This window comes from Streptococcus intermedius SK54 = ATCC 27335 (genome assembly GCF_000413475.1).
In the GTDB taxonomy this organism is placed as follows: Bacteria; Bacillota; Bacilli; order Lactobacillales; family Streptococcaceae; genus Streptococcus; species Streptococcus intermedius.
Map to the genome: position 1 here is coordinate 155278 of NZ_ATFK01000001.1, position 19115 is coordinate 174392.

A 19115-nucleotide genomic window follows, 5' to 3' on the forward strand; every position below is an offset into this window, starting at 1 on the left:
CACTTTTTAATTTTTTATGTTATAATATGCTTTGAATAACTATACTTTTTTGATAGTTAAATTGATAAGTGAGAAACTTGGTAGACAGAGAGGAATGGTCTAATGGCTAGAGATGGCTTTTTTACAGGATTAGATATCGGAACAAGCTCCATTAAGGTCTTGGTAGCAGAACACGTAAACAATGAATTGAACGTAATTGGAGTCAGTAATGCGAAAAGTGCTGGCGTAAAAGATGGTATCATTGTAGATATAGAGGCAGCAGCAAGTGCTATAAAATCTGCAATTTCGCAAGCTGAGGAAAAAGCAGGGATTTCAATTAAGTTGGTGAACGTTGGCTTGCCTGCTAACTTGTTGCAGATTGAACCAACGCAAGGTATGATTCCTGTAACAAGTGAAACAAAAGAAATTACAGATGCAGATGTTGAAAATGTTGTAAGATCTGCTTTGACAAAAAGCATGACCCCAGACCGCGAAGTCATTACGTTTATTCCTGAAGAATTCATTGTAGATGGCTTCCAAGGTATTCGTGATCCTCGAGGAATGATGGGGATTCGTTTAGAAATGCGTGGACTTCTCTATACAGGACCACGTACCATTCTTCACAATTTACGAAAAACAGTTGAGCGTGCTGGAGTTCAGGTAGAAAATATTATTATTTCTCCACTTGCTATGACCAAGTCTGTTTTAAATGAAGGTGAGCGTGAATTTGGTGCGACTGTTATTGATATGGGTGGGGGGCAAACAACTGTTGCCTCTGTCCGCAACCAAGAGCTACAATTCACAAACATTTATCAAGAAGGTGGCGAATATGTCACAAAAGACATTTCAAAAGTTTTAAAAACTTCTAAGAAGCTGGCAGAGAGTTTGAAGTTTAACTACGGAGAAGTTTATGTACCAGCTGCTAGCAATGAGACTTTCCAAGTGGAAGTGATTGGGGAAGTGGAGCCAGTTGAAGTAACAGAGCGTTATTTAGCAGAAATTATTTCAGCACGCGTTAAACATATCTTCGAACAAGCCAAACAAGATTTAGAGAGAAGGCACTTATTAGATTTGCCAGGTGGAATTGTTATTATCGGTGGTGGTGCCATTTTGCCAGGTGTGGTAGAATTAGCACAAGAAGTTTTCGGTGTTCCTGTTAAACTATACGTACCAAATCAAATCGGTATCCGCAATCCAGCTTTTGCTCATGTCATTAGCTTGTCAGAATATGCAGGAAACTTATCTGAAGTGGATGTTCTAGCACAGGCTGCCGTTCATGGGGATGAGCTCCTGCGACATCAGCCAGTTGAATTTTCTCGTTCAATGCAACAAAGTCAGTCGTTCAATCCATTGCAACGATTTACTCAACCGCAACAACCAACTCCGGCTTTGGTTGATGAAACAGAAGAACAAGTTGAACGTCCTGAACCACTTCCAGCACAATCTCAACAACCAAAAGAAAAATTGACAGATCGTGTTCGAAATCTACTTGGTAATATGTTTGATTAAAGGAGAAGTAATACATTATGACATTTTCATTTGATACAGCTGCAGCACAAGGAGCAGTGATTAAAGTTATTGGTATCGGTGGTGGTGGTGGTAATGCCATTAACCGGATGATTGATGAAGGGGTATCGGGTGTTGAATTTATCGCTGCCAATACAGATGTACAAGCTCTTACTGGCTCGAAAGCAGAAACGGTTATTCAGCTTGGACCAAAATTGACTCGTGGTCTTGGTGCTGGCGGGCAGCCTGAAATTGGTCGTAAGGCAGCTGAAGAGAGCGAAGAAGTATTGACAGAAGCTCTCACAGGAGCAGATATGGTCTTTATCACTGCTGGTATGGGTGGTGGTTCTGGTACAGGTGCTGCACCAGTAATTGCTCGTATTGCAAAAGGTCTTGGCGCTTTGACTGTTGCAGTTGTTACTCGTCCATTTGGATTTGAAGGAAGTAAACGTGGTAACTTTGCGATTGAAGGAATCAACGAACTTCGTGAGCATGTAGATACGCTTCTTATCATTTCAAACAATAATTTGCTTGAAATTGTTGATAAGAAAACTCCTCTTCTTGAAGCTTTGAGCGAAGCAGACAATGTCCTTCGTCAAGGTGTACAAGGAATTACAGACTTGATTACAAGTCCGGGACTTATCAATCTTGATTTTGCCGACGTGAAAACCGTTATGGCAAATAAAGGTGATGCTCTTATGGGAATCGGGATTGGTAATGGCGAAGAACGTGTTATTGAAGCTGCACGTAAGGCTATTTATTCACCACTTCTTGAAACAACGATTGATGGAGCTGAAGATGTCATCATTAACGTTACGGGTGGCATTGATATGACGCTGATTGAAGCAGAAGAAGCATCAGAAATTGTTAATCAAGCAGCTGGTCATGGTGTGAATATCTGGCTAGGAACATCTATTGATGACAGTATGAAAGATGAAATTCGTGTAACAGTTGTTGCAACGGGTGTTCGTCAAGAACAAATTGATCGAGTGAGTGGTGTTCGTCCAGTTGCTCAACAAAATTCTTATTCAACTGCAATTCGTGAAAATCGTAATTCTCGAGGAACTCAAGGCTACGATCGCAACTTTGACTTGACCGAAAATCTTGAAGTACCAAAGCCAAGCCATCAACGAGCAGAAAGCCCAAAAGTTTCAGCATTTGGTGATTGGGATTTGCGTCGTGAAAATATTGTTCGGTCAACAGAAACGAATACTGCACCAGCTGTAGAACGTTATGAAGATACTAGTTCTGATGACGATGAATTAGAAACACCACCATTCTTTAAAAACCGTTAAAATGGATTTAGAAAAGAATACATCTCAAATTTTGGAGAATGTAGCACAAATTACACAACAAGTTAATCGCTCAGAAAAATCAGTAGAAGTAATAGCTGTCACCAAATATGTTGACAGCTCTACTGCTAAAGAACTGATTAAAGCAGGAATTCATCATATCGGTGAAAATCGAGTAGATAAGTTTCTAGATAAATATCAGGCTCTAAAAGATGAACAGGTAACTTGGCACTTAATTGGTACACTCCAAAGGCGAAAAGTGAAAGATGTCATTAACTATGTAGACTATTTCCATGCCTTGGATTCAGTAAAATTAGCTCAAGAAATCAACAAAAGAGCAGAACATATTATTAAGTGCTTTTTACAAGTAAATATTTCCAAAGAAGCTAGTAAACACGGTTTTACTGTAGAGGAAATTGCTACTATTTTACCTGAGCTAGAAAAACTTGAAAAGATTCAGATTGTTGGTTTGATGACAATGGCACCATTTGAAGCGAATGAGGCTGAATTAAATGCTATTTTCCAACAAGCCAATCAATTACAAAAAAGATTACAACGTAAACAGATACCCAATATGCCTTTTACTGATTTAAGTATGGGAATGAGCCGCGATTATGCAATAGCCATTGCAAATGGTTCGACTTTTGTCAGAATTGGTACCGCATTTTTTAAATAGGAAAGTATTATGTCTCTTAAAGATAGATTTGATAAATTCATTGATTACTTTACAGAAGATGGTGAAGACGCAAGCGTTCAAACGCCAGAGTTACCGCCGCGTGTGAGCAATCAATCTGTAACACCTACCCAAGAAAGAACAGTACATACAGCGAGTAGTTCTGCACAATCTTCTACAAAGTCAGGAGGAAATGAGAACATCACTCGTCTTCATGCGCGCCAGCAAGAGTTGGCACAACATCGAACAATTTCAGATGATAAAGTGACAATCAATGTTCGCTATCCAAGAAAATATGAAGAAACAACTGAAATTGTTGATTTGTTAATTGTTAATGAGAGTATTTTGATTGACTTTCAGTATATGACAGAAGTGCAAGCTCGTCGTTGCTTGGATTATTTGGATGGTGCTCGTTATGTGCTTGCGGGAAGCATAAAAAAAGTTGCGAGTACAATGTATCTCTTAACGCCAATTAATGTCGTTGTAAATGTCGAGGACTTAAAATTACCAGATGATTTGCAAAATGGCGAATTTGATTTTGATATGAAGCGTAGATAACAACATGGTTTGGATCGTAAATATACTTTATAATTTAGTAAGATTGTATTCATTCATTTTAGTAGTGTATGCTCTCTTATCATGGTTTCCGGGTGCCTATCAAACTTCATTTGGTCAGTTGATCTTGCGAATAGTGGAGCCTGTTTTAAAACCATTCCAACGTTTTAACTTACAGTTCGCTGGAATTGATTGGACAGTTCTTGTCGTTATTTTTCTTCTGAATTTTGTTTCCGGCATCATTTTGAATGCCCTTTTGCTTTTAGCTTGATTCATGAAGAATACAAAACATTTATATCAACATTTTATAGAAGAAGATCGTGAATTTGTTGATAAAAGTTTAGAACAGATGCAGCGAGTTGAAGATTCTTATGCTTTTGAAGTAACTTCGTTTGTAAATCCACATCAAGTTGAGGTTTTACGAAATCTTGGAAATCATTTGCAATTGCAAATATTTTCAAGCTCGGATTTTTATACAAGTGAATTTGCTAAAGTTATTATTGCTCCTCTCTACTATGAGTTGCAATTAAGTGATTTTGAAATGGATCTATTAGAAATCAATTATGCGAATAAATTTTACCAGCTGACCCACTCGCAGATAATGGGAACGTTATTGAATCAATTAGGAATTGAGCGTAAGGTTTTTGGTGATATTCTTGTTGCTTCTGGTAGAGCCCAATTGATGGTAGATAGGAAATTTACTCAATTCTTTATTGATCACATCTCAAAGATAGCAAAAACACCTGTAAAATTAAAACAAGTTGATTTTTCGCAACAAATAGCCACTCAGATAGATTCGAAACTAATAGATGTACTTGTTTCTAGTATGCGTTTGGATAAGGTAGTGGCTGTCTCATTTCGTGTATCACGAAGCGTTGCAGTTCGTCTGATAGTAACAAAGCAAGTCAAGGTAAATTATTCTATAGTGGATAATCCTAGCCATCATTTGGTGTTAAATGACTTGATTAGTGTACGGGGATATGGGAGAGTAAGAGTTTTAAGAGAAAATGGTTTTTCAAAAAACGGAAAGCATAAATTGACTGTTGAATTATTATCTAGTAAATAAGGAGAAAAAATGGCTATTACATCATTAGAAATTAAAGATAAAGCTTTTGCTCATAAATTTAGAGGATATGATATTGATGAAGTGGATGAATTTCTTGACATCATTGTCCAAGATTATGAAGATCTAGTTCGTATCAATCATGAACAAGAGTCAAAAATTAAAAATCTAGAAGAACGCTTAACCTATTTTGATGAGATGAAGGATTCCCTTAGTCAGTCTGTATTGATTGCGCAAGATACGGCAGAACGTGTCAAACAAGCGGCGAGTGATCGTTCTGAAAATATTGTTCACAAGGCTGAACAAGCAGCCCAACATTTGTTGGATGAAGCAAAATACAAGGCTAATGAAATTCTTCGTCAAGCGACAGATAATGCTAAGAAAGTGGCTATTGAAACAGAAGAGTTGAAGAATAAGACACGGGTCTTCCATCAACGGTTAAAATCAACCATTGAAAGTCAACTAAGCATTGTGAATTCTTCAGAATGGGAAGAAATTCTTCGTCCAACAGCTACGTATTTGCAGACAAGCGATGAAGCCTTTAAAGAAGTTGTTCAGTCTGCCTTAGGTGAGGTCGTGACAACTCCAGAAGAAGATGAAGCAGACGTGACACGTCAATTCTCTCCAGAAGAAATGGAAGAATTGCAAAGACGTATTGAAGAAGTAAATCGTGAATTGACAGATGCACAAGCATTTGAAACCTTAGATGAGTCTGTTTTGGGTTTGCATTTAACAAATGATGAGAACTCAACAGAAAACTCAGAAGCTACTTCGACAGAACCTGTAGATATTTTATAAGAAAAAAAGTAAAAACAAGATACTGACAAAATATTCGCAGCGAGCAGGTGATGGTGAGAGACCTGTAATTCCTTTTGTTGGGATTATCATTTTACAAACTTAGGTCTGAAAATAGTAAGATTTAACGGTTGACTCACGTTACGAGTAAGAGGGATAAGGACTATTGTTTTTATCTGAATGAAGGTGGTACCACGAATTTTCGTCCTTTGGATGAATTTGTGGTTTTTTTATTTTAATATGTTACTAATATGAAAAAGGAGAACTTATGAAATTAAAGGAAACTCTTAATCTTGGAAAAACAGCTTTTCCAATGCGTGCTGGTTTGCCGAATAAAGAACCTATTTGGCAAAAAGAATGGGAAGATGCAAAGTTGTATCAACGCCGTCAAGAATTGAATGAAGGAAAACCGCATTTCACACTTCATGATGGACCTCCGTATGCAAATGGAAATATCCATGTTGGTCATGCTATGAATAAGATCTCAAAAGATATTATTGTGCGTTCAAAATCAATGTCTGGCTATTATGCACCTTACATTCCAGGTTGGGATACTCATGGCCTTCCAATTGAGCAAGTCCTGGCAAAACAAGGTGTGAAACGAAAAGAAATGGATTTAGCGGAATATTTAAAGCTTTGTCGTGATTATGCACTGAGTCAAGTGGATAAACAACGTGAAGATTTCAAACGCCTAGGCGTCTCAGGTGACTGGGAACATCCATATGTTACCTTGACTCCAGATTATGAAGCTGCTCAAATTCGTGTTTTTGGAGAAATGGCGAAAAAAGGCTATATCTATCGTGGTGCGAAACCAGTTTACTGGTCTTGGTCATCTGAATCAGCCCTGGCTGAAGCAGAGATTGAATACCATGATTTGGTTTCAACTTCACTTTACTACGCCAACAAAGTCAAAGATGGAAAAGGCGTTCTAGACACAGATACTTACATTGTCGTATGGACAACAACTCCATTCACTGTCACAGCTTCTCGTGGTTTGACAGTGGGTGCAGATATTGATTATGTTTTGGTACAGCCAGCAGGTGAAACTCGCAAGTTTATTGTAGCGTCTGAATTGTTAAATAGCTTATCTGAGAAATTTGGCTGGATTGATGTTCAAGTGTTGGCTACTTACCGTGGCCAAGAGTTGAACCACATCGTGACGGAACACCCGTGGGATATTGAAGTAGAAGAACTTGTCATCCTTGGTGACCATGTTACAACAGATTCTGGTACTGGTATTGTCCATACAGCACCAGGCTTTGGTGAGGACGACTATAATGTCGGTGTTGCCAACGGCTTGGAAGTGTTTGTCACTGTTAACGAACGCGGTATCATGATGGAAAATGCTGGTCCTGACTTTGAAGGCCAATTCTATGACAAGGTTGCACCAACTGTTATTGAGAAACTTGGTGACTTGCTCCTTGCTCAAGAAGAAATCTCTCACTCTTACCCATTTGACTGGCGTACGAAAAAACCAATCATCTGGCGTGCCGTACCACAGTGGTTTGCATCTGTATCAAAATTCCGTCAAGAAATCTTGGATGAGATTGAAAAGGTTAAATTCCATTCTGAATGGGGCAAGGTACGTCTCTATAATATGATTCGTGACCGTGGCGATTGGGTTATCTCTCGTCAACGTGCTTGGGGAGTGCCACTTCCAATATTCTATGCGGAGGATGGGACACCGATTATGACAGAAGAAACGATTGAGCATGTGGCAGAACTTTTCGCTGTTCATGGTTCGATTGTTTGGTGGCAACGGGAAGCAAAAGACTTACTTCCAGAAGGATTTATTCATCCAGGATCACCGAATGGTATATTCACTAAAGAGACAGATATTATGGATGTGTGGTTTGATTCAGGTTCTTCTTGGAATGGCGTAGTTGTGAATCGCCCAGAATTGACTTATCCTGCTGACCTGTATCTTGAAGGTTCAGACCAGTATCGTGGTTGGTTCAACTCATCACTTATCACATCGGTTGCCAACCATGGTGTAGCCCCTTACAAACAAATTCTTTCACAAGGATTTGCTTTGGACGGTAAAGGCGAGAAAATGTCGAAGTCTCTCGGCAACACGATTGCTCCAAGTGATGTTGAAAAACAATTTGGTGCGGAAATCTTGCGGCTCTGGGTAACGAGTGTAGACTCCAGTAACGACGTTCGTATCTCTATGGATATTTTGAGCCAAGTTTCTGAAACTTACCGTAAGATTCGGAATACCCTCCGTTTCTTGATTGCCAATACATCTGACTTCAATCCGAAAGAAGATACTGTTGCTTACGATGATCTTCGATCTGTTGATAAATATATGACTGTTCGTTTTAATCAACTTATTAAGACCATTCGTAAAGCTTATGCGGACTTTGAATTTTTAGATATTTACAAAGCGATTGTAAATTTTGTGACAGTTGATTTATCAGCTTTCTATCTTGATTTTGCAAAAGATGTTGTTTACATTGAAGCAGCAAAATCATTAGAACGTCGTCAAATGCAAACCGTCTTTTATGATATTCTAGTAAACATTACAAAATTATTGACTCCTATTCTTCCACATATAGCAGAAGAAATTTGGTCTTACTTGGATCACGAGCCAGAAGAGTTTGTTCAGTTAGCAGAATTACCAGACGCACAGACTTTCCCTAATGAGGAAGAACTATTGGATACTTGGACAACCTTTATGAACTTCCGCAGTCAAGCTCAGAAAGCTTTGGAAGAAGCACGTAATGAAAAGGTTATTGGAAAATCCTTGGAAGCTCATTTAACGGTTTATCCAAATGAAGTAGTGAGAACATTGCTTGAAGCGATTAATAGTGATGTTGCTCAACTTCTCATTGTTTCCGAATTAACAATTGCAGATGAAATAGCTCCGGAAAATGCGGTTGCTTTCGAGGATGTAGCTTTTACGGTTGAGCGCGCAGCTGGTCAAGTTTGTGAACGTTGCCGTCGAGTAGATGAAACAGTCAAAGAACGCAGTTATCATGCGGTTATTTGTGACCACTGTGCAGAAATCGTTGAAGAACATTTTGCGCAAGTGCTTGCAGAAGGATTTGAAAATAAATAATTACAAATGAGTTGGACAGAAATCAAGATTCTCATAGAAACTGGATTTCGTTGTCCTGTTTCGCACAGTTGAGTAGGGCTATAAAAGTTGATTTGTCAACGTATTAGATCCTACTCAATCACTGCATCTTGTAATTATAGAAATAAAGAAAGCTGAACTCTTTTGAACGGTATTCCAAAAGTTAGACATAAAATTTTGGGGGTGCCGTTCATTCTTTTGTCTCAGCTTTTTTTGTTTTTAAAGCTGCAATTACAGCTGATGCATATTATATTGATTTCATTGAGAATTTTCTAATTTCTTAAAAATAATCCCTAATTGGAAGAGTTCAGAAGGAGTCAGACTTTTCGTAACAGACTAAATAGAAATCGTTTCAAATCCAATCAATCAGTTGTAGAGTAGGGCTCTCTTTGTCATGGAAAGCGCTTTAAATTTCTAGTTTGGAGAGTTTATTTTCTTTACGGTAAATCCTTTTTTTCATTCATTTTTTAAGGAAATGTCTCAGTGCTGCTTTATTAATTTTTGCTATAGAGGAAAGTTGAGACTGATTCAGTCTTTTGTGTGCGACAATGTAGATAAGTATAAGAAAGAGGTTAATAATCATCTGAATTGTATTGGCCGACTTTATGCTTATGATTCATTATAATTTTTGAGACAAACCATGTCCATTTGATGAAAGAATAACGATAGTTCATAAAAAGCTCAATGTATAATTGAATTGATAATTCTTTCTAATAAAAGAAGAGAGTGCCGGATGCCGCAAGAATAGGTTGTTGGTTTGTATGAAAAGTTTGAATCTGAAGTTGTTAGCGAACCCTTTATCTTAGAATTCTGAATCCATGTCACTATGATATATACGCAAGAAAGAAAAATAAAATATTTTTTCAAACTATGGAATAAAAGTACATCTTCTTAAAAATAATTTGAGTCATTTTTAGAAAAGCACTCATTTTTCTTAGAAAATATGGTAGAATAGCTGAGAGGAGGAACAGTATGTTTCATAAAAGTAAGTTATTTTTTTGGACAACAGAAGTATTATTACTGACAATTATCTTTTTTATCTGGCGACAAATGGAAGGTCTGATTTCCCCTTTTGTAAGTGTTTTAAATACGGTGTTAATTCCTTTTCTAATCGCAGGTTTTTTATATTATGTCACCAATCCCTTAGTGAAATTTTTAGAAAAAGAACTGAAAATTAAACGGATTTTTGGTATTTTAATTACCTTAGTGCTTTTGTTTGGAATTATCGCTTTAGGCATTATTTATCTTTTACCCATTTTAATTACGCAATTGACGAGCCTGATTTCTTCTAGTCAAAATGTTTATGGAGAATTGCAAAATTGGGTTAATCAGCTGTCGCGGCATTCTCTCTTTCAAAATATAAATGTCCAATCTATTATTAAGCAATTAAATTTGTCTTATGTAGATATTTTGCAAAATATTTTAAATAGTGTCACTAATAGTCTGGGAAGCGTCGTTTCAGCGGTCGTGAATACATTGTTGATTCTCATCATGACACCTATCTTTTTGGTCTATTTCCTGATTGATGGAAACAAATTACTTCCCATGTTAGAAAGAACTGTTCTGAAGCGAGATAAACTCAATATCACTAAATTATTGACTAGTCTAAACACAACGATTGCTCGCTACATTAGTGGAATTTCGATTGATGCTTTTATTATTGGAACATTGGCATTTATTGGATATAGTGTCATTGGTCTGAAATATGCTTTGATCTTTGCTATATTTTCTATGATTGCCAATCTCATTCCTTATGTGGGACCGAGTATTGGTTTGATTCCGATGATTATCACTTATTTGATTGCAGATCCGAAAAAAATGGCGATTGCAGTTCTTTATATGTTGATTGTACAGCAAATTGATGGAAACATTCTCTATCCACGGATTGTAGGTGGTGTGATGAAGGTGCACCCCATTACCATTATGGTACTCTTACTTTTGTCAAGTAATATTTATGGGATTGTTGGGATGATTGTAGCGATTCCAATTTATTCTATTTTGAAAGAAATTGCGAAGTTCTTAGCAAATTTATATGATAATCACCGATCAGCACAGGAGCAAAAGAAAAATGAAGAGTACGGAATTATCAATAAATAAGAGTGGGATAGTAACTGACTTTATGTTTTGAAAGATAATAGAAAAGTCAGAAGAACTGTGTCCGAATGGTTTTAATAATAAATTTAGAGGAGTGGGCTCGAACTAAATGTAGCAAAAATTTAGTTCAAAGTTCTACTCCTTTTTCTTTTAAATACGTTTTATTAAAACTAAAAATGTATTTTTATGCTAAAATAGAACTAATAAGATAAAGGAGGTACACTTATGGTAACACGTCGTAAATATTCTCCGCAGGAGATCAGAAGAGATTCTTCTTATTTTTCTCCTTTAAAGGCAATGATTGAAACAGCTTTTTATGAAAATCAGGTTGTTGCAATAAAAACAGTGGAAGAAGCCTATCAATTAGCTTCTACAGCTGCTGGAACAGTTGTCCTAGATATGCCTGTGATTCATACAAAGGAACTGGGATTGCCTTCTTATGCACGCGTTTTATTAACAAATTCTGGAGCAGTTGTTGGTCGAACGGCTGAGGCTCGACGGATTTTTGGTAGAGACAGTGAGGAAGATGAGCAGTTGCTGTCAATTATACGAAGTGCAATTTATCAGGCTCATCATCGAAAATTTTATAAGGCAGATGCAGTTGTCGGACTTGATGAAGCTTTTATGGCTTGTGCTCATCTCATGGTTCCCGAGGATGAAATCAATAATTTGTATTCATGGCTTTTAAATTTCCAAATTTTAGATGAAGAATTTAAAAATCGGTTGAGAGCTTCTAAAAAGTATGATGAAAATGATATATTTGTCTTTTTTGATCCAAAATGGAAACATCCAGATTATCCTAAAGGGCTGGTTTACTTTGATACTCAGCATAATTGTGCTGTTATTCTGGGCTTAAATTACTTTGGTGAGTTAAAAAAAGCAACCTTAACCTTAGCTTGGGCAACAGCTGCTAGAAATGGTTATGTGGCGTGTCATGGTGGTTTAAAAATTTTCAAACGAGAAGCTGAGAAACAAGACTATGTAGCGTCCTTCTTTGGTTTATCTGGTTCAGGGAAGTCCACACTGACTCATGCCAAACATAATGGAAAATACGATATCAAGGTTTTGCATGATGATGCCTTTATCATTTCTGTAAAAGATGGCTCGTCCATTGCTTTGGAACCATCCTACTTTGATAAAACGAATGATTATCCAATTGGACATAAGGAACAAGATTTCTTTGTGACCGTTCAGAATTGTGGTGTGACACTAGATGACAATGGATTAAAAAAATTAGTGACAGAAGATATTCGAAACGGAAATGGTCGGACAGTCAAGTCTCGTTTTGCAACGCCAAATCGGGTCGATCGAATTGATGAGCCAATTCAAGCTATTTTTTGGATTATGAAAGATGATTCCCTCCCACCTTTGGTGAAAATCAATGATCCACTGATGGCTTCTACGATGGGATGTACTTTGATGACTAAGCGTTCTAACGCCGAAAATGTGACTGGTAAGCATGATGATTTGGTGATTGAGCCATATGCTAATCCATTTAGAGTATATCCGTTGGTGGAAGACTATCGGAAATTTCGTAGCCTTTTTGAATCTGGTGTCGACTGCTATATCATCAATACTGGATTTTATATGGGAAAAGGAATTTCAAAAGAGACTAGTCTGAGTATTATTGAAAAAATTGTTGATCAAGAGGCAATTTTCAAACCATTTGGCTCGTTGGAAGGTTTTGAATATATGGAATGTGAAGGCTATCCTATTCCAAAGTTTGACGCTTGCTACAAACAGTTGCTTAGAGAAAGAATGCAGGTACGGTTAAATTTTTTGCTTGCGTTTAACCAAAAATACCCTAAAACGGCACTTCCTGTTGATGCAATCTCACGATTGGAAGTAGTACTGCAAAATTTAGAATCCTAACCAAGCAATTTTCTTTTAACGCTCTCTATGCAAGAAGTCGAAAAGTATGCTATAATTAAGGTTACTTATATACGAGGAGAGAATATTCATGGAAGACCCTAGCAGTCAGACTTTGTTACTGCAAGCTTTATTATTACTGATTTTAACGCTATTGAACGCCTTTTTTTCAGCAGCCGAAATGGCTATGGTGTCTTTAAACCGCGCTCGTGTGGAACAAAAGGCTGAAGAAGGCGATGCAAAATATATTCGCTTATTGAAAGTCTTGGAAAAACCTAATCACTTTTTATCCACCATTCAAGTTGGAATTACTTTGATTACAATTTTGTCAGGAGCTAGTTTGGCTAATACACTCGGTCGGGAAATTGCTTCTTGGATGGGAAATTCTGAGACAGCAAGAGCGATTGCAAGCTTCTTATCTGTTGCCATTTTGACTTATGTTTCTATTGTTTTTGGAGAATTATATCCAAAGAGAATTGCTTTGAATCTCAAAGATGCTCTAGCAGTTCGTACAGCACCAGTTATCATTTTCTTAGGGAAAATTGTCAGTCCCTTTGTTTGGCTTTTATCAGCCTCCACTAATCTGCTTAGTCGGATAACGCCAATGACCTTTGATGATGCTGATGAGAAAATGACTCGTGATGAGATTGAGTATATGCTAACGAATAGTGAAGAAACCCTGGATGCTGACGAGATTGAAATGTTGCAAGGAATTTTTTCACTAGATGAGATGATGGCGCGTGAAGTGATGGTTCCTCGTACTGATGCTTTTATGGTGGATATCAATGATGATACCAAGGAAATTATTGAAAGTATTTTGAAGCAGAACTTTTCACGAATTCCAGTCTATGATGATGATAAGGATAATGTTATCGGGCTTATTCATACTAAGCGCCTATTAAATGAAGCTTTTATCAATGGATTTGATAATATTGTCTTGCGAAAGATTTTGCAAGAGCCGCTTTTTGTGCCAGAAACGATTTTTGTAGATGACTTGTTAACAGAGTTGCGGAATACCCAAAATCAAATGGCAATATTGCTAGATGAATATGGTGGTATGTCTGGCTTAGTAACGCTTGAAGACTTATTGGAAGAAATTGTCGGTGAGATAGATGACGAAACAGACAAAGCTGAAGTAGAAGTTTATCAGGTCTCTGATCATACTTACTTTGTCCTTGGTACCATGAGTTTGAATGATTTTAATGAGTATTTTGAAGTAGAACTGGAAAGTGATGATGTTGACACTATTGCTGGTTATTATTTGACAGGCGTTGGCTCTATACCAAATGCTCAGGAACGTTTGAGCTATGAAGTAGCAAGTCAGGGCAAAAAGCTTATTTTAACCAATGATAAAGTGAAAAATGGACGTGTGACAAAACTCAAAGTAGAAGTCTCTGAAATAGTAGAAGAAGAAAAAGAAGTTGAGAAATAATCTCAGCTTCTTTTAGTTTTTTAAAGTTGTGAAAGTGGCATTTCTGAAAGGTAGTTAGCGTTTTTGTCGCTTAGCAAAGTCAATAAAACGGAACTTTTCGAGTTTATGGCGACTATCTGTAAATTGAAATTGTTGTCCATCTGCAAGGTAAACTTTGGATTTGACAGAAACGACATGCTGGTCAGTTCCGATATCCATCAAGATTTGGTCACGGTTTGTAGCTGGATCAATCGTAATTTCTTTTTGGGCATAGGCAATGCGCAGTCCTAATTCTTCTTCTAAATAAGCATAAATCGATTGTTCTGCTATTTCTCTAGTTAAGGAAGGGACAAGAGTTTTATCAAGATAATCAATATCTAAAACAGAAGCGACATCATCGACTACTCTTTGGCGGACAATTCGCCATACCAGACGATATTCAGGAAAACCAGTGAGATTAGATAATTTTTTATCAACTGTAATTTTCTCTAATTGGATGAGATTAGTTTTAGAATTTATTCCATGCTGCTGCACGAGTTCTTGGTAGCTAGTCAGGTTGGAGACAGGAAAATCAATCTGTGCTTGTTTGATGACTTTAGAACCTTGTCCTCTTATTTTTTGGATGAGCTCTGCTTTTTGAAGTAAATCAAGTGACTTACGAATGGTGTCACGACTGACTTTGTAAGTTTGTACGAGTTCGTGTTCACTAGGGAGATAATCATCGATCTGATATGTTTCATTTAGAATATCCTGTTTTAGGAGTTTGAAAATTTGTTCATATTTTTTCATGATTTCCTCACTTGTTTGGTTTTTAGCATACAACTAAATATATTTTATCAAAAAATGAGTCTTTTTTATACAAACAACTTGCAGACATCTTTGAATCCGTTTACAATAAATGTATCAATTAATTGTACAATGATGAAAAAAGAAGGAGAGTGTTAGGTCAAACCTAGCCACGTAGAAAATGGGAAAATTTGAAAAAGATGCCAAAACGTTATTAGACGCTATTGGTGGTAAGGCAAATGTCTCAGCAGTTAGCCATTGTGCGACTCGGATGCGTTTTGTACTGGCTGATGAGAAGAAAGCAGATGTAAAAGCGATCGAAGCCATTCCGGCGGTTAAAGGAACTTTTACTAATGCAGGGCAGTTTCAGGTTATTATTGGAAATGATGTTCCAATTTTTTACAATGACTTCTCAGCTGTATCAGGGATTGAAGGTGTTTCAAAAGAAGCAGCAAAAGCGGCTGCAAAGAGCAATCAAAATCCAGTGCAGCGTGTTATGTCAATGTTGGCAGAAATTTTCACACCAATCATTCCAGCCATTATCGTTGGGGGGTTAATTCTTGGATTTCGTAATGTTCTTGAAGGAGTGCAGATTCAAGCATTAGGTCAAAAAATGGTTGATGGAGTAGCTCAGTTTGCTAAAGATGGTACACCAGTTTATAATACGATTGTGGATGTTTCACAGTTTTGGAGTGGTGTTAACTCTTTCTTATGGCTTCCTGGTGAAGCGATTTTCCACTTTTTACCAGTTGGAATTGTTTGGTCGGTTTCTCGTAAAATGGGGACTAGTCAGATTCTTGGAATTGTCTTGGGAATCTGTTTGGTATCTCCGCAATTGCTCAATGCTTACTCAGTAGCTGGTACTCCAGCTTCAGAAATTGCCAAAAAATGGGTTTGGGATTTTGGATTCTTTACAGTTAGAAAAATTGGTTACCAAGCACAAGTTATTCCTGCTCTACTTGCAGGTCTGTCTCTTTCCTATCTTGAGATTTTCTGGCGGAAACGGATTCCAGAAGTTGTATCTATGATTTTTGTGCCTTTCTTATCATTAATTCCGGCATTGATTTTAGCTCATACAGTTCTTGGGCCTATCGGTTGGACCCTTGGGCAATGGTTGTCAACAGCAGTGCTTGCAGGGTTAACTGGTCCCGTTAAATGGCTCTTTGGTGCGATATTTGGTGCTCTCTATGCTCCGTTTGTTATTACTGGTTTGCACCATATGACCAATGCTATTGATACACAGCTCGTTGCTGATACAGGGGGCACAGCTCTATGGCCAATGATTGCTTTGTCAAATATCGCTCAAGGATCAGCTGTATTTGCTTATTATCTGATGAATCGTCGTAGTGAACGTGAAGCACAGATTTCCCTACCTGCAACAATTTCTGCCTATCTTGGAGTCACAGAACCGGCACTCTTTGGGGTTAATGTGAAATATGTTTATCCATTTGTGGCAGGGATGATTGGTTCTTCTATTGCAGGTCTCTTATCTGTAACATTTAATGTTACAGCAAATGCTATCGGAATCGGTGGGATTCCAGGTATCTTGTCTATTCAAGCGAAATACATGCTACCGTTCTTATTTGTCATGCTGGTGGCTATTGCAGTACCAATGATTTTGACGTTCTTCTTCCGTAAGACAGGTGTGTTTACAAAAGCAGAAGATGAAAGTGTCAAATCCCCTCAAATTGAAGCGATTGATGAAGCAAAAGAATCTGCTCCAAAAGTAGATTTTGTGGAAATTAGCAGTCCGCTTGCTGGGGAAGTGAAAGAATTAAGCCAAGCAACTGATCCTGTTTTTGCACAAGGTGTCATGGGACAAGGTGTAGTGATTGAACCGAGCGAAGGTATACTTGTTGCACCAGTAAATGGAGTTGTGTCAGTTCTTTTCCCAACCAAACATGCTGTAGGAATCGTTTCTGATGAAGGTGTCGAGTTATTGATGCATATTGGTATGGATACAGTGAATTTAGAAGGAAAAGGTTTTGAAACTTATGTAGCTCAAGGTGATAAAGTCACTATGGGAGATAAGTTGATTTCCTTTGATATGACAGCCATCAAAGAAGCAGGTTATGTGACAGAAACGCCTGTGATTATTACCAATCAAGATCAATTTCAAGCAGATGAACGTGGTCAACTTCCACGGAAGATTGAATGTGGTGATAAGCTAATGACAGCTACACGAATTGGCTAAAACAGATCATGAACAGGCTCATTCAGGAAGATGAATGGTTGTTAAAAGAGAATTAGTTAGCAATAGAATTCTTTTCTCTGATAAAGATAAAGTGTAAGCTAGTAACTATAAAAGGGGTGCGAGCGTGGGCTCCACCTCCTTCTTCTATAATTAGAAAAGGAAAATAAATGACATTCGATAAAAGAAAAGTAGTCTATCAGATCTATCCAAAATCTTATAAAGACACTACAGGAAATGGTATTGGAGATTTACAAGGGATCATTGAAAAAATTCCTTATCTTGCCCAATTGGGAGTAGATATGGTTTGGTTGAATCCTTTTTATCCTAGCCCACAACATGATAATGGTTATGATATTTCAAACTATACTGCAGTAAATCCACTGTTTGGAAATATGGCTGATTTTGAAGAAATGGTCAAGGTAGGAAAAGAATATGGCATTGATTTTATGCTAGACATGGTACTCAACCATTGCTCAACGGAACATGAGTGGTTTCAAAAAGCACTAGCTGGAGATAAATATTACCAAGACTTCTTTTTTCTACGCGACGAGCCGACAGATTGGCTGTCTAAGTTTGGTGGAAATGCATGGGCACCTTTTGGAAAGACCGGCAAGTACTATTTGCATCTTTATGATGTGACCCAGGCTGATCTTAATTGGCGCAAGCCTCATGTTCGTGAGGAACTCTTTAAAGTTGTCAATTTTTGGCTAGGCAAGGGTGTGAAGGGGTTCCGTTTTGATGTTATTAACGTCATCGGGAAGGATGAAATATTAGAGAATTGTCCGGAGAATGACGGGAAGCCAGCCTATACTGATAGACCTATCGTACACGAGTATCTTCACATGTTGAATGAGGAGACTTTTGGAACGGATGAGACTATTATGACTGTTGGTGAAATGAGCGCGACGAATATTGAAAATTGTATTCTTTATACAGCTCCAGAACGCCACGAATTATCTATGGCTTTCAATTTTCACCATTTAAAAGTGGATTATGAAAATGGCAAGAAATGGACACTGAAGAATTTTGATTTCGAGGAATTAAAGCGTCTTTTCCATACATGGGGCAAGGAGATGAGCGATCATAATGGTTGGAGTGCTCTTTTCTGGAACAATCATGACCAGCCTCGCGCACTAAATCGTTTTGTAGATGTTAAGAATTTCCGCAATGAAGGTGCAACAATGTTGGCAGCAAGTATCCATTTATCTCGTGGAACACCTTACATTTATATGGGAGAAGAAATTGGTATGATTGACCCAGGCTATGATAGCATGGAAGATTATGCAGATGTTGAATCTTTCAATGCATACAAAATGTTACTAAATGAAGGGAAGCAGGTAGAAGAAGCGTTTAAGATTATTCAAGCTAAATCTCGTGACAATTCTCGTACTCCTATGCAATGGGATAGCTCAGCGAATGCTGGTTTCACAAGTGGAACTCCTTGGTTAAAAGTAGGTAAGTTTTATCCGGAAATCAATGTTGAGAATGAAATTCGAGGTCCAATTTTTACTTTTTACCAAAAATTGATTGCTCTTCGTAAAAAATTGCCTCTTATAGCGGAGGGCAGCTACAAACCAGCTTATGAAGATAGCCAGCAAGTCTATGCCTTCGAACGTCAGTTGGGTGATGAAAAACTGTTAGTGCTCAATAACTTCTACTCGGATCCGATTACAGTAGATGTGTTACCGGAGTATCAGAATGGTGAAATGCTCCTTTCTAATTATGGAGATTCCCAAGTGGAGGCTGTTATGACCTTGAGACCTTATGAAAGTTTGGCTATTCTGATGAAGAAACACGAATTGCAGCAATAAATTCTAAA

The 19115-nt window shown here is 37.6% G+C and carries 13 protein-coding genes, 2 pseudogenes and 1 other annotated feature; of the genes and pseudogenes, 14 read left to right on the top strand and 1 reads right to left on the bottom strand.

The window, feature by feature from the left end; translation table 11 throughout:
* Positions 1-102 precede the first annotated feature (102 nt).
* From ftsA to HMPREF1654_RS00845, 12 genes and pseudogenes are all read left to right on the top strand, one after another.
* A complete protein-coding gene (ftsA, locus tag HMPREF1654_RS00795; protein WP_003078418.1) occupies positions 103-1488 on the top strand; it encodes a cell division protein FtsA in 1386 nt (461 codons plus the stop codon).
* A gap of 17 nt (positions 1489-1505) precedes the next feature.
* Entirely contained in the window at positions 1506-2780 is a 1275-nt protein-coding gene (ftsZ, locus tag HMPREF1654_RS00800; protein WP_003073584.1) for a cell division protein FtsZ, read from the top strand.
* Between the two features lies 1 nt (position 2781).
* On the top strand, positions 2782-3453 hold the full coding sequence (locus HMPREF1654_RS00805; RefSeq protein WP_003078377.1) for a YggS family pyridoxal phosphate-dependent enzyme: 672 nt from the start codon (positions 2782-2784) through the stop codon (positions 3451-3453).
* Positions 3454-3462: 9 nt separating this feature from the next.
* Positions 3463-3529, top strand: a pseudogene (locus tag HMPREF1654_RS10345) (cell division protein SepF); the annotation flags it as partial.
* A gap of 113 nt (positions 3530-3642) precedes the next feature.
* Positions 3643-4008: pseudogene (locus tag HMPREF1654_RS00810) on the top strand (cell division protein SepF); the annotation flags it as partial.
* Between the two features lie 4 nt (positions 4009-4012).
* Positions 4013-4276 (top strand): YggT family protein, encoded by a 264-nt coding sequence (locus HMPREF1654_RS00815; protein ID WP_003033872.1) that lies wholly within the window; start codon positions 4013-4015, stop codon positions 4274-4276.
* Positions 4277-4279: 3 nt separating this feature from the next.
* Positions 4280-5071 (top strand): YlmH family RNA-binding protein, encoded by a 792-nt coding sequence (locus HMPREF1654_RS00820; protein WP_004234068.1) that lies wholly within the window; start codon positions 4280-4282, stop codon positions 5069-5071.
* A 9-nt stretch (positions 5072-5080) separates the two neighbouring features.
* On the top strand, positions 5081-5866 hold the full coding sequence (locus tag HMPREF1654_RS00825; protein ID WP_014829588.1) for a DivIVA domain-containing protein: 786 nt from the start codon (positions 5081-5083) through the stop codon (positions 5864-5866).
* Between the two features lie 2 nt (positions 5867-5868).
* Positions 5869-6076: a binding site (T-box leader), on the top strand.
* Between the two features lie 55 nt (positions 6077-6131).
* Positions 6132-8924 (top strand): isoleucine--tRNA ligase, encoded by a 2793-nt coding sequence (ileS, locus tag HMPREF1654_RS00830; RefSeq protein WP_003078306.1) that lies wholly within the window; start codon positions 6132-6134, stop codon positions 8922-8924.
* Between the two features lie 990 nt (positions 8925-9914).
* Positions 9915-11039, top strand: coding sequence for an AI-2E family transporter (locus tag HMPREF1654_RS00835; RefSeq protein WP_003078247.1), 1125 nt, complete (start codon positions 9915-9917; stop codon positions 11037-11039).
* Between the two features lie 222 nt (positions 11040-11261).
* A complete protein-coding gene (locus HMPREF1654_RS00840; protein ID WP_003078381.1) occupies positions 11262-12908 on the top strand; it encodes a phosphoenolpyruvate carboxykinase (ATP) in 1647 nt (548 codons plus the stop codon).
* 88 nt (positions 12909-12996) lie between these two features.
* Positions 12997-14337 carry a hemolysin family protein gene (locus HMPREF1654_RS00845; protein ID WP_003078229.1) on the top strand — a complete coding sequence of 447 codons (1341 nt, stop codon included), beginning with the start codon at positions 12997-12999 and terminating at the stop codon, positions 14335-14337.
* 54 nt (positions 14338-14391) lie between these two features.
* Here HMPREF1654_RS00845 and treR read toward each other — a convergent pair whose 3' ends face one another.
* Positions 14392-15105 carry a trehalose operon repressor gene (treR, locus tag HMPREF1654_RS00850; protein WP_014829589.1) on the bottom strand — a complete coding sequence of 238 codons (714 nt, stop codon included), beginning with the start codon at positions 15103-15105 and terminating at the stop codon, positions 14392-14394.
* Positions 15106-15283: 178 nt separating this feature from the next.
* Between treR and treP the strand changes: the two genes are divergently transcribed.
* Both treP and treC read left to right on the top strand, forming a co-directional pair.
* Complete coding sequence (gene treP, locus HMPREF1654_RS00855) at positions 15284-17296, top strand: PTS system trehalose-specific EIIBC component (RefSeq protein WP_003078317.1); 2013 nt, start codon at positions 15284-15286, stop codon at positions 17294-17296.
* A gap of 167 nt (positions 17297-17463) precedes the next feature.
* Positions 17464-19107, top strand: coding sequence for an alpha,alpha-phosphotrehalase (gene treC / locus HMPREF1654_RS00860; protein ID WP_003078290.1), 1644 nt, complete (start codon positions 17464-17466; stop codon positions 19105-19107).
* Positions 19108-19115 lie beyond the last annotated feature (8 nt).